We start from the raw sequence: 15981 nt of genomic DNA, 5'->3' as shown, positions 1-15981 counted from the left end.
ACCAGCCCTTTACAACGTTGCCTACAACGTTGTAGAAAGTCGGGCAGGCGAGTGACCACGATCACTGCCCGCAGTCAGGTGATCAGGAAGTCAGGCGACGAGGAAAGGTGGCCGCCGTGCGGACCGCTCAGGTGACGATCGATCCCGCCTTCGCGATCGGCGCGGCCGACCGCCGACTCTTCGGATCGTTCGTCGAGCACATGGGGCGCTGCGTCTACGGCGGCGTCTTCGAGCCGGGTCACCCCGGGGCCGACGCCGACGGGTTCCGCGCCGACGTCCTGGAGCTCACCCGCGAGCTGGGCGTCTCGGTGGTCCGCTACCCCGGCGGCAACTTCGTCTCCGGCTACCGCTGGGAGGACGGCATCGGCCCGACCGGCGACCGGCCGCGCCGGCTCGACCTGGCCTGGAAGAGCATCGAGACCAACGCCTTCGGCCTGGACGAGTTCATGACGTGGGCGGCACGGGCCCGGGTGGAGCCGATGATGGCGGTCAACCTCGGCACCCGTGGCGTCCAGGAGGCCTGCGACCTGCTGGAGTACACCAACCACCCGGGCGGGACCGCGTGGTCCGACCTGCGCCGCAAGCACGGCGCGGAGCAGCCGTACGGCATCCGGCTCTGGTGCCTGGGCAACGAGCTGGACGGCCCCTGGCAGGTCGGCCACAAGACCGCCGACGAGTACGGCCGGCTGGCCGCCGAGACCGCCCGCGCGATGAAGCTGGTCGACCCCTCGATCAGCCTGGTCGCCTGCGGCAGCTCCAACCGGGGGATGCCCACCTTCGCCTCCTGGGAGGCGACCGTGCTGGAGCACACCTACGAGCACGTCGACTACATCTCCGCGCACACCTACTACGACCCGTCCGACGGTGACCGGGCCAGCATCCTGGCCTCGGCGGTCGACATGGACAACTTCATCCGCGAGGTGGTGGCCACCGCCGACCACGTGGCGGCCAAGCTGCGCCACCCGCGCAAGCTCAAGGTCTCCTTCGACGAGTGGAACGTCTGGTACCAGTCCCGTCTCCAGGCCGACCTGGACCGACGCGGTTGGGTGGAGGCCCCGGCGCTGATCGAGGACACCTTCACCGCGGTCGACGCGGTGGTCGTCGGCGACCTGCTGGTCACCCTGCTCCGGCACGCCGACCGGGTCGGTGTGGCCTGCCAGGCGCAGCTCGCCAACGTGATCGCCCCGATCCGGACCCGCACCGGTGGCCCGGCCTGGCGGCAGAGCATCTTCCACCCGTTCGCGCTGACCGCCCGGTACGCCCGCGGCACGGTGCTGCGCACCGAACCGGTCTCCCCCACCTACCCGACCGCCCGCTACGGCGACGTGCCGGTGCTGGACACCGTGGCGGTGCACGACGAGGAGCGGGGCGAGCTGACCGTCTTCGCGGTCAACCGGGGCGAGGAGGACCTCGCGGTGGACCTCGACCTGCGCGGCCTGCCCGGGGCGACCGGGCAGACCCACCTGACCCTCGCCGCCGGGGCGGACCCGACGGCGAGCAACACCGAGGCCGAGCCCGACCGGGTCACGCCCCGGGAGAGCACCACCCCCAGGGTCGACGGCGGCCGGTGCACCGTACGTCTGCCCGCCGTCTCCTGGAACATGCTGCGCTTCGTCACCCGGTCCTGACCGGATCCACCACCTACCCTCTGACCAGCCCCGCCACCGGCCTCGACACGTTCCGCCACCCGCACCCGCACCCGGACCAGAACCGGAACCCGGGCCGGGCTCCCGGCCGGACCCGGCGATCCCGTCCCGAAGGAGACAACAGCATGATGCGCAACGAGATGAGCCGACGGCGTCTGCTCAGCCTCGGTGTCGGGCTCGGCACCGCGGCCACGCTCGCCCTCACCGGCTGCGGTGGCGACGACGAGGAGCCCACCACCACGACGGGCAACGGCGGCAAGGACTACACCGGCCCGAAGGTCGACCTGAAGCTGTGGAACGGCTTCACCGGCGGCGACGGCGAGATCTTCAAGAAACTCGTGGAGACGTTCAACGCCGAGCACAGCAACATCGCGGTGGCGGTCACCACCTACCAGTGGGAGGACTACTACAGCAAGCTTCCCGGCGCGGTCTCCGGAGGTGCCGCGCCGGACATCGCGGTCATGCACATGGACCAGCTCGCCACCTTCGCCGCCCGGGGCGTCATCACCGAGCTGGACGACGTGGCCAAGGCGCTGGAGCTGACCGAGGCCGACTTCTCCCCGACGGTGTGGGCGGGCGGCCTCTACAACGACAAGCGGTACGGCATCCCGCTGGACATGCACCCGCTCGGCCTCTACTACAACAAGGCCCTCATGCAGAAGGCGGGCCTCGACCCGGAGAAGCCGCCGGCCACGCGGGACGACTACACCGCGGCGCTCACCGAGCTGAAGAAGTCCGGCGTGCAGGGCTTCTGGGTCAGCCCGTTCCAGTTCACCGGCGGCATGACCTTCTACTCGCTGCTGCACCAGTGGGGCGGCTCGCTCTTCGACGCCGACGTCGCGAAGGCCACCTTCAACTCCGACCCGGCGGTCGAGGCGTGCACCTGGCTGGTCGACATGATCAAGCAGGGGCACTCCCCGGCCAACGTCGGCCAGGACGCCGACTACCTGGCGTTCAAGGGCGGCAAGAACGCCTTCAACTGGAACGGCATCTGGCAGGTCAACGACCTGAAGAAGAGCCCCGACGTGCAGTGGGGGGTCGCGCCCCTGCCGCAGATCGGCAGCAAGCCGGCGGCCTGGGCCAACTCCCACAACTTCACCATCGTCAAGCAACGCAGCACCAACGCCAACAAGGTGGCCGGGGCGAAGGTCTTCATCAACTGGCTGAGCCAGCACTCGCTGGACTGGGCCGCCGGCGGCCAGGTGCCGGCCCGTAAGGCGGTCCGCGAGGATTCCGGCTTCACGGCGCTCACCGAGGTGAACGCGCTCGCCCCGCAGATCGACTACGCGGCCTTCCCGCCGGCCGCGCCGGGTGTCGGCGAGGTGCTGACCACCTTCTACACCTCGTTCAACGAGGCGGTGCTCGGCAAGAAGTCGCCGAAGCAGGCGCTGGACGACGGCGTCGCCAAGGCCGACAAGCAGCTGGCGGACAACCGCAAGAAGTACGGGAACTGAGGCGGTCGTGGCCGGCATCGGCACGGTCGGGGCGGCGCGTGGGGACGCGCCGCCCCCGGCGGCACGGCGGAGACGCCAGGTGACGGACCCACGCGGGCGGGCCAGCACCCCGTACCTCTTCCTCGCGCCGTACCTCGTTCTCTTCCTGGTCTTCGGGCTGGCCCCGATCGTGTTCGGGCTCTGGCTGAGCCTGCACCAGTGGGACCTCCAGCTGCCCCACCGGCCCTTCGTCGGGCTGGACAACTACCGGGACCTCTTCTCCAGCGACTCGGCGATCTACGGGGACTGGTGGTCCAGCGTCCGGGCCACCGGCATCTTCACCCTCTTCTCGGTGCCGCTGCTGGTGGTCGTCCCGCTCGGGTTGGCGCTGCTGCTCAACGAGAAGTTCCCCGGGCGGACGTTCTTCCGGGCGGTCTACTTCGCCCCGTACGTGCTCGGTGTGGCGGTGATCGGCCTGCTCTGGCGTTTCCTGCTCGACGCGAACCTGGGCCTGGTCAACCGGCTGCTCGGCGCGGTCGGGCTGCCGTCGGACACGCCCTGGGTGACCGACGTGCCGTGGGCCTGGGTCTCCCTGGTCGGGGTGACCGTCTGGTGGACCTCCGGGTTCAACGCGGTGATCTACCTGGCCGGTCTCCAGGACATCCCGCCGGAGCTGTACGAGGCGGCGAAGATGGACGGCGCCGGCGCCTGGGACCGGTTCCGCAACGTCACGCTCCCCGGGCTGCGGCCGGTCATGCTCTTCGTGCTGACCACGACGATCCTCGCCTCGGCCAACGTCTTCGGCCAGTCCTTCCTGATCACGCAGGGCGCGCCGGGCGAGCAGACCCGGACGGTGGTCTGGCGGATCGTCGACGAGGGGCTCCGGGACAACGACGCGGGTCGGGCCGCCGCGATGAGCATCCTCTTCGCGCTCGCCCTCGCCGTGATCAGCATGGTCAACTTCCGGTTCTTCCGGTACCGGGAAGACTGAGGAGGCGAGACGTGTCGACACTCCGCCGCACCGGGCGCTACACCGTCCTGGTGCTCCTGGCCCTGGTGTTCCTCACCCCGTTGCTCTGGATGGTCGTCACCTCGCTGAAGACCTACGGGGACGCACAGAAGATCCCGCCGGACTGGCTGCCGAGCCCGCTCTCCGGGTACGGCTACGAGCGGATCCTCACCGACACGGCCAACCCGGTGCTGCGCTGGTTCGTCAACAGCATGCTGGCCGCCACGCTGCACGCGCTGCTCGTGCTGGTGACCGCCTCGATGGCCGCGTACGCCCTGGCCCGGCTGCGGTTCCGGGGTCGTACGGTGAGCTTCGCGCTGATCGTGGGGACGCTCTTCATCCCGCCCACCTCGCTGGTCATCCCGAACTTCGTGATCGTCGAGCGGCTCGACTGGCTGGACACCCTCACCGTGCTGGTGGTGCCGGGTGCGGCCAGCGCGTTCGGGGTGTTCTTCCTGCGGCAGTTCTTCCTCTCCATCCCGGCGGAACTGGAGGAGGCGGCCGTGCTGGACGGCGCGAACCACTGGCAGGTCTTCACGAAGGTGCTGCTGCCGCTGTCGAAGCCGGCCCTGGCCACCCTGGCGGTGTTGTCGTTCCTCACCAACTGGAACGACTTCCTCTGGCCGGTCTACGTGCTGTTCAGCCCGGAGAAGCTGACCGTGCCGGCGGGCCTGGGCCTGCTCCAGGGCGCGTACGTCACCGACTACCCGGTGATCATGGCCGGTGCGGTGCTGGCCAGCGTGCCGGTGCTGATCCTCTTCGTACTGGCCCAGCGGCACATCATCCAGGGCGTGTCCCGCAGCGGACTGAAGGGATGACCGTGCGACCCGGCCGGCGACGCGACGCGACGGCGGCCCTGCTGACCGCCGCCGTGCTGCTCGTCGCGGGCTGCCCCGCGACCGACGAATCGACCGCCACGACCACGGGACCCGACATGTTCACCAATCCGGTCATCGCCACCGACTCCCCCGATCCGCACGCGATCCGGGTCGGCGACACCTGGTACCTCTTCCACACCAACGGCGACGGCCGCAACGTCCCCGTGCACACCTCGCCCGACCTGGTGGAGTGGACGCCGGCCGGGGACGCCCTGCCGGAGCTGCCGGGCTGGGCCGACCCGGGGAAGACCTGGGCTCCCGAGGCGATCGAACTGGCCCCGGACCGGTTCGTCCTCTACTACACCGTCGCCGGGCGCTCCTCCGGCCGGCAGTGCGTCGGGCGGGCGGTCGCCGCCGCGCCGCAGGGCCCGTACCGGGACGGGTCCTCCGGGCCGCTGATCTGCCAGGCGGAACTGGGCGGCGCGATCGACGCCAGCCCGTTCCGGGACACCGACGGCAGCCTCTGGCTGCTCTGGAAGAACGACGGCAACGCCGTCGGCCAGGACACCTGGCTCTGGTCGCAGCGCCTCTCCGAGGACGGGCTGGAGCTGGTCGGCGAGCCGACGAAGCTGCTCAAGCAGACCGAGCCATGGGAGGGGCACCTGATCGAGGGGCCGTTCTTCTGGCGGCGGGACGGGAGGCTCCACCTCTTCTTCGCCGCCAACGCCTACGACCGGGCCGAGTACGCCGAGGGGTACGCGGTCTGCGAGAGCCCGACCGGTCCCTGCGTCAAGGCGCCGGAGAACCCGATCCTGCGGAGCAACGCGGCGGCCTCCGGCCCCGGCCACGCCTCGATGGTCGAGTCCGACGGCCGGACCTGGCTGCTCTACCACGCCTGGCCGCCCGGACAGGAGGGTTCCGTCGCCCCCGGCCGGCAGACCTGGCTGGACGAGGTCGTCTGGCGCGACGGCCGCCCCGTCGTCAAGGGCCCCACCGCCACCGCCCAGCCCCGCCCGTAGCCGCACCGGGCGTAGCCGCACCGCCCGGCTGACGTGGTAGGAGGGGTCCCCGCACCACCCCGCACCCGGAGCAGCGGTTACGGCTTGGGCTGGGCGAGGCGGTTACGGCGGCGGCCGTAGAAGAGGTAGATGAGGAAGCCGAGCAGCATCCAGGCCAGGAAGCGCAGCCAGGTCTCCACCGACAGGTTGAGCATGAGGTAGAGGCAGGCCAGCGCCGAGACGACCGGCAGCACCGGCGAGAACGGCACGGTGAACGGCCGCTCCAGCTCCGGCCGGGTGCGGCGCAGGATCGGCACCGCCAGCGAGACGAGCACGAAGGCACAGAGCGCGCCGATGCTGACCAGGTCCGCCAGGGCGGTCAGCGGCAGGAAGCCGGCGAGCAGCGCGACCAGCACGGTCATCATCGCCGTGATCCGGTACGGGGTGCCCCAGCGGGGGTGCACCTTCGCCACGGCGGGCGGGATCAGCCCGTCCCGGGCGACGGCGAACCCGATCCGTCCCATGGCCACCAGCTGGACCAGGATCACGCTGGTCAGACCGGCGACGGCGGCGATGGAGACGAGGATCGCCGCCCAGCCGGCCCCGACCGACTCGAAGGCCGCCGCGATCGGGGCACCCCGGTCGATCTCGTCGTACGGGACCATGCCGACCACCACCAGCGAGACGCCGATGTAGAGCACGGTGGCGACCAGCAGCGTGCCGAGCAGGCCGAGCGGCAGGTCCCGCCGCGGGTTCCTGGTCTCCTCGCCCAGGTTGGCCACCGCCTCGAAGCCGGTGTACGCGAAGAAGACCACCGCGGCGGCGGTGAGCACCCCGGCGAAGCCGAAGACCGAGGGTTCCATCCCGAAGATCGCCTGGGTGACCGGCTGCCGGAGGCCGGTCTCGCCGGCTCCGGCCTCCTCGGCCGGCGGGATGAACGGGGTGAGGTTGGCGGCCTTGACGAAGAACGCCCCGGCGACGATCACGAAGACGCAGATGGCGACCTTGACGAGGACGAGCAGGTTGGTGACCCGGGCCGACTCGCGGATGCCGACGATGGCCACCACGCCGAGGAGCAGCACGATGCCGATGGCCCCGACGTTGACCACGCTCCCCTCCTCGCCGAACCAGGTGGCCGGGAGGTTGAACAGTTCGGCGAGGTAGCCGGACCAGCCCCGGGCGACCACCGCCGAGCCGAGGGCGAACTCCAGCAGCAGGTCCCAGCCGATGATCCAGGCGACGATCTCGCCCATGGTGGCGTACGCGTAGGTGTAGGCGCTGCCGGCGGCCGGGATGCTGGAGGCCAGTTCGGCGTAGCAGAGCGCGGCGAGCAGGGCGACCAGCCCGGCGATGGCGAACGAGACCACCACGCCGGGGCCGGCGTGTTCCCGGGCCTCCAGCCCGGTGAGCGTGAAGATGCCGGTCCCGATGACGATGCCGATGCCGAATCCGGTGAGGTCGCGGGCACCGAGCCGGCGCTTGAGCCCGGGTCCGCCGTCCTCCCCGTCCGCCTCGCTCTGGGCGATCACGTCCTTGATCGGTTTGGTACGCAGCACGGACACCGCAGTCACCCCTCCCACCGTGCGACCACCTCCGTGGCGGCCGGTGACCGCTGCTGCTACCCCGGCTCCCGGCGGGCGAACCGCCACGTCGCGTACCAACCCGGTAACGGCGGGTCGAGTCGGCGACCCGGGCGGCGGCCGATCTCCGGTGGGGTCTTGCGCCGGGCGGCCGGTTGTGAAAATTTCCTTCTGACGGTGTATTGCTGGCGACGAATCTTGCCGACAAGCTGCCGTCCGCTCCCCCTGCCAGCCGAGCCCCAACGAAGGGACGCACCTGATGAAGGCACCTCGGCTCAGAGCCGCCGGGCTGGCCGTCGCGCTGCTCGGCGCGCTCGTCGCCGCGACGCCCGCGCAGGCCGCTCCGGCCGCCGACGCCACCACCATCGCCACCGCCGACTGCACCACCGACCCGGCCACCCCCAAGCGCCAGTTCCGGGCGATGTGGATCGCGTCGGTGACCAACATCGACTGGCCCACCAAGACCTCCTGGACCGCGCCGGACCGGATCGCCACCCAGAAGGCGGAGTACCTGGCCTGGCTCGACCTCGCCGAGCGGCTCAACCACAACGCGGTGGTGGTCCAGATCCGGCCGACCGCCGACGCGTTCTGGCCGTCGCCGCACGAGCCCTGGTCGGAGTACCTGACCGGGGTGCGCGGGCAGGACCCGGGCTGGGACCCGCTGGCCTTCCTGGTGGACGAGTCGCACAAGCGGAACCTGGAGTTCCACGCCTGGTTCAACCCGTACCGGGTCTCGATGCCGGCCCCGGGCGGCGCGGGCGCGGACATCAACCAGCTCGCCCCGAACCACCCGGCCCGGCAGCACCCGGAGTGGACCTTCGCGTACCCGCCGGCCGGGGTCGCCGGCAGCCGGCTCTACTACAACCCCGGCATCCCCGAGGTCCGCGAGTTCGTGCAGACCGCGATGATGGACGCGGTCGAGCGGTACGACGTCGACGGCGTGCACTTCGACGACTACTTCTACCCGTACCCGAGCGGCACCCACCAGGTGCCGGACGACGCGACGTTCGCCGAGCACAACCGGGGCATCGCCGACAAGGCCGACTGGCGGCGGGACAACATCAACCTGCTGGTCAAGGAGATGGGCGAGAAGGTCAAGGCGGCGAAGCCGTGGGTGAAGTTCGGGGTCAGCCCGTTCGGCATCTGGCGGAACAAGTCGGTCGACCCGCTCGGCTCGGACACCACCGGCAGCCAGTCGTACGACATCATCTCCGCCGACACCCGCAAGTGGATCAAGGAGGAGTGGGTCGACTACGTCGTGCCGCAGCTCTACTGGTACATCGGGCAGTACCCGGCGGCCGACTACGCCCGGCTGGTGCCGTGGTGGGCCGACGTGGTGAAGGGCACGAAGGTGCAGCTCTACATCGGCCAGGCCGACTACAAGAGCGGCGACCCGGCGTACGGCTCGTTCTGGATGAACCCGCGTGAGCTGTCCGACCACCTGACGCTCAACCGGTCGTACCCGGAGGTGCTCGGCAACGTGCACTTCTCGGCCGTGCAGGTGCGGGCCAACCGGCTCGGCGCGACCGACATCTACGCGCAGGAGCACTACTCGAAGCCGGCGCTGGTGCCGACCATGCCGCACCTGGCGGCGAAGCCGCTGCTCTTCCCGGTGGTGACCGGCGCGAAGCGGACCGCCGACGGGGTGACGCTGACCTGGCGGCAGCCGGCGGACGGCGTCGGGCCGCTCGGGAAGGCGACCTCGTACGCGATCTACCGGCTGGACGGCCGGCAGCTGCCCGGTCGCTGCGACCTAGCCGACGCGACGAACCTGGTCGACACCGTGCGGGCGACCCCGGGCGCGGTGCAGTCCTGGGTGGACCCCACCGCCGAGGCGGGTAAGTCCTACACCTACCTGGTGACCGCGTTGGACCGGCTCTACAACGAGAGCCCGGCCAGCCCGGTGCGCTTCGTGCGCTGACCTGACGGGCACCGGATGCCCCGGGGTGGTCCGTCCACCCCGGGGCATTCGTCGGTTTCGACGCATGGCGGCAATTTCCAGCAAGACGACACCGAATATCCACCAAGATCGATAAAAACTGTTCTCCAACCGGTAACCCGCCGGTGACACCATTCCGGCGCTCACCCCCACCCGGAGGAGAAATCCGATGCACCGTCGCCTCACCACCCTGCTCGCCGCCAGCGCGTTCGCGCTGCTCACCCTCCTCGGGGTCGCCTCGCCGGCCGCCGCGGTCACCCGGGACCAGAAGCTGTCGGTGATGTACAGCTGGACCCAGACCAGCGCCAGCAGCTACAACTCCTGGAACTCGGCCCGCCTGAACCAGGGCGCCTGGTCGGCGTACGCGTTCAACTGGTCGACCGACTACTGCTCGTCCAGCCCGGACAACCCGCTCGGGTTCACGTTCAACCTGTCCTGCTACCGGCACGACTTCGGGTACCGCAACCACAAGGCGATGGGCGTCTTCACCAGCGCCAACAAGGCCCGCGTCGACAGCGCCTTCTACGAGGACCTCAAGCGCGTCTGCACCAAGTACAGCAGCGTCGTCCAGCCGGCCTGCTACAGCCTGGCCTGGACGTACTACCAGGCGGTCCGGGCCTTCGGCTCGGTCGTGGTCAGCCAGGCCGACCTGGACCGGGCGGCCATGATGAAGGCCGACGCCGAGCGGGCCGCCGCCCGGCGCTGACCCGCGCCCGGCTCACCAGCTCGACGTGAACCGGGGGGAGGCGGGGGACAGGTCCGGGTGCTCCACGGCCAGGGCCAGCGCCGCCGCCTCCTCCAGTCCCAACTCCGCGCCGGCCGCGTAGGCGGCGTCGAACGCGGCGTCGCCCAGCCGCCGGCGGGCCTCGGTCTGCCACCGCAGCCAGTACGCCCCGAACAGCCCCGGCGTGAACCGCATCCGGGCCCGGGTCGCCTGGGTCGCGCCGAAGAGCCGGGCGGCGGTGAGCGGGTCACCCCCGTCGGCACAGCGCACCGCGAGCGCGTTGACCGTGTCGCAGGCCCGACCGTGGTAGCCGTGGCTCATCCGGGACCGGAGCGCCACCTGGAGGTGCTCGTGCGCGGCGACCAGGTCCCGCCGGGCCAGCGCCACCATGCCGAGCAGCATGTCCACCGAGCGCTGCCCCCGCTCCACCGGCCGGGTCGCCTCCACCGACCGGGCCGCGCCGAGCAGCTCCGCCGCCTCGTCCAGCGCCCCGCGCCGCCACAGCAGCTCGGCCAGGCTGTAGACCGCGAGCAGCCCGTCGGCGGCCACCCCCCGTTCCCGCGCCCAGGCGATGACCTCACGGCAGACCTGCTCCGCCTCGACGAACTGCCCCATGTCGACCAGGGGCGCGGCCCGACCGGCGAGCACCCGGGCCAGCAGGCCGGCGTCCCCGGCCTGCCGCGCCGCCGCCTCGGCCCGCTGGGCGAAGCGCAGCTCCTCGGCGAACTCGCCGTCCGCCCCGGCGTGCAGCGAGTGCATGTGGTACGCCGCCGCCAGCTCCGCCTCGGGGATCCGCTCACCGGTCTCGGCGATCCGCCCGTAGAGCCGGAACAGCCAGAGCCGTCCCTCCCGGGCCAGCCCCCGCTCCCGCCACCACAGGTCCAGGCCACCGGCGAGGAGCAGCCCGTCCCGGGCCCGTCCCCCCGTGGTGGACCAGCGCAGCGCGGCCCGCAGCTCACCGGCGAGCGGGTCGAGCGAGTACAGCGACAGGGTCACCGGCTGCCCGTCCGGGCCGAGGTACGCCCGCCGCAGCACGTGCTGCGACCAGGCCACGTGCCGGTCCCGGGCGACCTGCTCCTCGCCGGCCGCCGCCAGCCGGCGGGCCGCGTACGCCCGGATCGGGTCGAGCATCCGGTACGTGCAGCCCGACGCGCTCGGCTCGGCCAGGATCATCGACTTGTCCACCAGCACCGAGAGGGAACCGAGCGGGTCCCCGTCGAGCAGCCACTCCACCGCCGCCAGATCGACCGGCCCGGCGAAGACCGCCAGCCAGCGCAGCAACCGGGCCGACCGGGGGCCGAGCGTCCGGTACGACCAGGTGACGGTGGCCTGCATGGTGGCGTGCCGTTCGACCGTCGACCGGGTGCCGTCCCCGGGCAGCTCACCGGCGGTCCGCAGCTCCACGGTGTCCTCCTGCGCACCCGACCAGGGCCGGGGAGCGTCCGGCTCGTCCCGTCCGGCGTCCAGCGCACCGAGCACGTCGGCCAGGCGTTCGGCGAGCTGCCCCGCCGAGAGCACCCGCAGCCGGGCCGCGGCCAGCTCGATGGCGAGCGGGAGACCGTCCAGCCGGTGCACCACCCGACGCAGGTCGGCGGCCTCGGCCGAGCCGGGCCGCCGACCACCCCGGGCGGCGGTGGTCCGGTCCAGCAACAGGGCGACGGCGTCACTCTCCCCACCGCCCGGCGCCGGGTCGATCGACAGCGGCGGGATCCGCCACACCACCTCGCCGGGGAGGTTGAACGACTCCCGACTGGTGGCGAGCACCCGCACGTCCCGCGCGCCGGTCAGCAGCCGCGAGATCACCTCGGCGATGGCGGCCGGCTGGGCGTCGCAGGTGTCCAGCACGACCAGCGTGCGGCGGGTGGCCGCGTACTCGACGAGGGTGTCCATGACCGGGCGGCCCGGCTCCGGCCGCAGACCGAAGGCGGCGGCGACCGCGAACGGCACGAGCCCCGGGTCGGTGACCGTGGCGACGTCGACGAACCACACCCCGTCCGGGTACGCCTCGACCAGCCCGGCGCACACCTCCACGGCGAGCCGGGTCTTGCCCGCGCCACCCGCGCCGACGACGGTGACCAGCCGGTGGCCTGCCACCAGCCGCCGCAGCTCGGCGCGCTCCGCCTCCCGCCCGACGAACGAGGTGACCCGGGTGGGCAGGTTGTGCGGCGGCGCGTCGGCGGTACGCGGGCGCGGGAACTCCCGCTCCAGTCCGGGGGCGAGGACCTGGAAGAGCCGTTCCCGGTCGTCGAAGCCACGCAGCCGGTACAGCCCGAGGTCGAGCAGGGAAGCACCGGCCGGCAGCGGCTCGGCGTGCCGCACCGTCGACGCCGAACAGAGCACCTGTCCACCGTGGGCGGCGGCGGCGATCCGGGCCGCCCGGTGCACCTCCGGGCTGGCGTACTCGCCGTCGCGCGGTTCCGCGTAACCGGTGTGCAACCCCATCCGGACCCGGGGGGCCGCCTCCGGGGTGGGCCAGTCGTGACCGGCCAGCGCCCGCTGCGCGGCCAGGCACGCGGCTACCGCGGCGGCGGCGTCGGCGAAGGCGATGAAGAACGAGTCACCCTCGGTGAGCAGCTCCGCGCCGTCGGCCGCGACCAGGGTGTGCCGCAGCAGGCGACGGTGTTCGTGCAGCACCGGCCGGTAACCGGCACCGAGCATCCGGGCCAGGCGGGTCGAGCCCTCGATGTCGGTGAACAGGAAGGTCACCCACCCGCTCGGGAGGCGGATCCGTGGCGACATGCGTGGAACCTCCGCCCCTGACGTCGCCGGCCATGCTGCCTTATGTCGAGACCGTCACGCATCGTGAGAACGGCCGGACGGATTCGACCGCAAGGTACCGCAACCGGCTGACGGGGGCGCGGGAATCAGCAGCCGCAACCGCCGCCGCAGCAGCCACCGCCGGACGGGGCGGAGCCTCCGCCGACCGGCCCGGCACCACCCCGGCCGGTCACCGCGACCGTGGAGAGGAGCTTGACGGTGTCGGCGTGGCCCTGCGGGCAGGAGGCCGGCGCACCGGCCTGCGCCATCGGCCGGCTGACCTCGAAGGTGGCGCCACAGGCGCGGCAGCGGAACTCGTACCGGGGCATGGCAACAAGGGTACGACCGGTCCTGACGTCGGCGCTGACATGGGTAATACTCGACGGGTGGTGGACGGAGAGGACAGCGTTCGGAGTCGGCCCCTGCGTCCGGCCGCGCCGCCCGACGGGCCGCTCGCCACATCGGGCGCCGCCCCGGAGTCGGCGCCGCGCACCGCCGATGCGGTGCCGAAGCCCCGGACGCCCGTGCCGCCGGAGACGCTCCGGTCGAGTGGCCCGGCACCGGCCGACTCCCCGCCAGCCGCCGTCGCACCGGCCGAAACCGCTCCCGCCGCGACCACCGCCGCCCCGGCGGACGACGCCACCCGCGCCGAAGACCCGCCGGCCGGACCCGGTGCCCCGTCGGAGGGCACGTCCGGCGGCACCGCAGCCGCCCCGGCGGCGACCGCCGAGCCGACGACCACCGGACCGGCCGCCAGCGAACCCGGCCCGGGAAGCAGCCCGGACCCGGCGCACGCCCCCGGGACGGCGTCGGCCCCGGCGGCCAGCCCCGGACCCGACGCCGGAACCGGCTCGGACACGAAGGCCGGCTCGGACACGAAGGCCGGCTCGGACACGAAGGCCGGCTCGGACACGAAGGCCGGCTCGGAGCCGGGAACTGGGGACGACAAGAAGGCTGAGGCCGACCCGGAGGCTGACTCCACTTCGAAGGCTGAGGCCGACCCGAAGGACGGGTCGGGCCGGGCCGCGCGACGCCGCTACCGGGTGCCGTTCGCGCACGCCGTACGCCTGCCACCCCGGCGGGCCGCGGCCGGCGCGGTCCGGGCGACCCGGGCCTGGTCGAAACGTCCCGCCGGCCGGTTCGCCCTCTCCGGGATCTTCCTGCTCGCCCTGGTCTCCGCCACGGCGGCGGCCGGTGCGCTGCTGGTGCCGGCGACCGCCCCCGCGCCGCGCCCGGTGGCCGGGAGCGACGGCCCCGACGCGTCCGGCGGACCGTCCACCGTGCCCACCTTCCCCGGCGGGGTCGTGCCGCCCGGGACACCGCTGCCGGGCGGGGTCACCCCCGGCGGCGTCGCCCCGCTGCCGACCGGCCGCCCGGCCGACGTGCTCGCTGACTGGGCCCGGGTCACCGGCGAGAAGGTCGGTGTCCCGCAGGTGGCCATGCAGGCGTACGGCTACGCCGAGCTGGTACTCGCCCAGACCACGCCCAACTGCGCGCTGAGCTGGACCACGCTCGCCGCGATCGGGCACGTGGAGTCGGGGCACGGCTCGGCCAACGGCGCGAAGCTGCTGCCGGACGGGCAGGCGCTGCCGGAGATCATCGGTCTGCCGCTCGACGGCAACGGCAACCGCATGCGGATCCTCGACACCGACCGGGGCCGCCTCGACCGGGACCTCGTCTACGACCGGGCGGTCGGCCCGATGCAGTTCATCCCGACCACCTGGGAGGAGATCGGCGCGGACGCGGACAACGACGGCGTGAAGAATCCCCACGACCTGGACGACGCCGCGCTCGCCGCCGGAAACTACCTCTGCAAGGGCGGCCGGAAGATGACCGTTCCCGGTGACTGGTGGGGGGCGATCCTGTCCTACAACGACGTCCGGCAGTACGCCCAGGACGTGTTCGACAAGGCCAACGAGTACGGTCAGAAGAGTCGCGGCTGAGCCGACGCATCCATCCCGGACGTTCTGGATACTTCCCCCGGGCTGCCGTTGCCGGCAAGCTGTACGCGTGATGGTGCGCGAGTGGGATCCCCGGACCGCGTCGTCCGCCGAGATGGCGTCCCTGCTGGCGACGCTGAACGCGGTCCTGGCGGCCGACCTGCCCGACGATCCGCCCTGGCGGGAGACCTCGCTGCGGGAGTACCTCTCCGAGGTGATGCCCGGTGAGCGGCGGATCTCCTGGGTGGCGCAGGCGGAGGCGGCCGTCGACGGCCCGCCCGGGGCGATCCTCGGCCACGTGCAGGTGCTCCTGCTCGGCGACATCGGCGTGCTGGAGGTGCTGGTGCACCCGGACGCACGGCGTACCGGCCTCGGTCGCACCCTGGTCCGGCTGGCCGCCCGCCGCACGTACCAGGAGGGCTTCCAGTCGGTCGGGGTCGAGGTGGTCGGCGGGACACCGGCCATGGCGTTCTTCGAGGCGCTCGGCTTCGGTCGGGACTACGTGGAGACCCGCAGCGTGCTCCGGCTCGCCACGGTGGACTGGACGGCGGTGGGCGCGATGGCCACCGGCATCGGCACCGGTTACCGGATCGAGTTCTGCCCGGGCGGGCCGCCGGACGACCTGATCGAGTCGTACGCCCGGGCCAAGGCCGACTCGCGCGACATCGGCGACGGCGAGCTGCGACCCAGCTCCTACGACCCGCAGCGGCTCCGGGACAGCCTGGACTGCCTGCACCGGCGGGGCATGAAGCCGTACATCGTCTTCGCCATCCACGAGCGCACCGGCGAGGTCGCCGGGCTGACCGAGGTGGTCGTGCCGGCGCAGCATCCCACCCGGGCCGACCAGTACGACACCATCGTCGTGCCGGAGCACCGGGGCTACGGCATCGACCGGGCGATCAAGGCCCGGATGCTGCTGGAACTGCGTGCCGCCGAGCCGGAGCTGACCGAGGTGCAGACCTGGAACGCCCTGGCCAACGAGGCCATGCTGGCGGTCAACGCCGAGCTGGGCTACCGGCCCGACCGCCAGTGGTGCGAGTACGGTGCCGACGTGGCGGAACTGGTGCACCGGTTGGACGCACGGACCCGCTGACCGGTTGTTCACCGGCCCGTCCCGTGGGGGATGGACGTCGTACC

At 72.3% G+C, this 15981-nt stretch carries 12 protein-coding genes; 9 read left to right on the top strand and 3 right to left on the bottom strand.

All coding sequences use genetic code 11. The annotated features are described in order from the left end of the window. Positions 1–116 precede the first annotated feature (116 nt). From arfA to QSK20_RS16655, 5 genes are all read left to right on the top strand, one after another. Positions 117–1628 (top strand): arabinosylfuranosidase ArfA, encoded by a 1512-nt coding sequence (gene arfA / locus QSK20_RS16675; RefSeq protein WP_285789498.1) that lies wholly within the window; start codon positions 117–119, stop codon positions 1626–1628. A gap of 143 nt (positions 1629–1771) precedes the next feature. Further along, complete coding sequence (locus QSK20_RS16670; RefSeq protein WP_285789497.1) at positions 1772–3100, top strand: ABC transporter substrate-binding protein; 1329 nt, start codon at positions 1772–1774, stop codon at positions 3098–3100. Between the two features lie 79 nt (positions 3101–3179). Next, on the top strand, positions 3180–4070 hold the full coding sequence (locus QSK20_RS16665) for a carbohydrate ABC transporter permease (protein ID WP_285789496.1): 891 nt from the start codon (positions 3180–3182) through the stop codon (positions 4068–4070). Between the two features lie 11 nt (positions 4071–4081). After that, on the top strand, positions 4082–4906 hold the full coding sequence (locus QSK20_RS16660; RefSeq protein WP_285789495.1) for a carbohydrate ABC transporter permease: 825 nt from the start codon (positions 4082–4084) through the stop codon (positions 4904–4906). Beyond that, positions 4903–5925 carry a glycoside hydrolase family 43 protein gene (locus tag QSK20_RS16655; protein ID WP_285789494.1) on the top strand — a complete coding sequence of 341 codons (1023 nt, stop codon included), beginning with the start codon at positions 4903–4905 and terminating at the stop codon, positions 5923–5925. Before QSK20_RS16660 ends, QSK20_RS16655 begins: the two co-directional genes overlap by 4 nt. Before the next feature lie 77 nt (positions 5926–6002). Here the strand turns inward: QSK20_RS16655 and QSK20_RS16650 are convergent, their stop codons facing one another. Next, positions 6003–7475 carry an amino acid permease gene (locus tag QSK20_RS16650; RefSeq protein WP_285789493.1) on the bottom strand — a complete coding sequence of 491 codons (1473 nt, stop codon included), beginning with the start codon at positions 7473–7475 and terminating at the stop codon, positions 6003–6005. A gap of 268 nt (positions 7476–7743) precedes the next feature. Here QSK20_RS16650 and QSK20_RS16645 point away from each other — a divergent pair, with 268 nt between their 5' ends. Together QSK20_RS16645 and QSK20_RS16640 are read left to right on the top strand one after the other, a co-directional pair. Next, positions 7744–9405, top strand: coding sequence for a glycoside hydrolase family 10-like protein (locus QSK20_RS16645; protein ID WP_285789492.1), 1662 nt, complete (start codon positions 7744–7746; stop codon positions 9403–9405). A gap of 187 nt (positions 9406–9592) precedes the next feature. Beyond that, entirely contained in the window at positions 9593–10129 is a 537-nt protein-coding gene (locus tag QSK20_RS16640; protein ID WP_285789491.1) for a phospholipase, read from the top strand. Positions 10130–10141: 12 nt separating this feature from the next. On the opposite strand, the gene QSK20_RS16635 is transcribed toward QSK20_RS16640, so the two are convergent. Both QSK20_RS16635 and QSK20_RS16630 read right to left on the bottom strand, forming a co-directional pair. Continuing rightward, complete coding sequence (locus QSK20_RS16635; protein ID WP_285789490.1) at positions 10142–12886, bottom strand: ATP-binding protein; 2745 nt, start codon at positions 12884–12886, stop codon at positions 10142–10144. Between the two features lie 125 nt (positions 12887–13011). Beyond that, complete coding sequence (locus tag QSK20_RS16630; protein ID WP_285789489.1) at positions 13012–13233, bottom strand: FmdB family zinc ribbon protein; 222 nt, start codon at positions 13231–13233, stop codon at positions 13012–13014. Positions 13234–13290: 57 nt separating this feature from the next. Between QSK20_RS16630 and QSK20_RS16625 the strand changes: the two genes are divergently transcribed. Both QSK20_RS16625 and QSK20_RS16620 read left to right on the top strand, forming a co-directional pair. Beyond that, a complete protein-coding gene (locus QSK20_RS16625) occupies positions 13291–14847 on the top strand; it encodes a lytic transglycosylase domain-containing protein (protein WP_285789488.1) in 1557 nt (518 codons plus the stop codon). A 70-nt stretch (positions 14848–14917) separates the two neighbouring features. Further along, entirely contained in the window at positions 14918–15937 is a 1020-nt protein-coding gene (locus QSK20_RS16620) for a GNAT family N-acetyltransferase (RefSeq protein ID WP_285789548.1), read from the top strand. Positions 15938–15981 lie beyond the last annotated feature (44 nt).

It is taken from the genome of Micromonospora sp. NBRC 101691, assembly GCF_030269285.1.
In the GTDB taxonomy this organism is placed as follows: domain Bacteria; phylum Actinomycetota; class Actinomycetes; order Mycobacteriales; family Micromonosporaceae; genus Micromonospora; species Micromonospora echinospora.
Note: the sequence above shows the minus strand (reverse complement) of the source record. Positions and strands in the feature narration are given on the sequence as shown.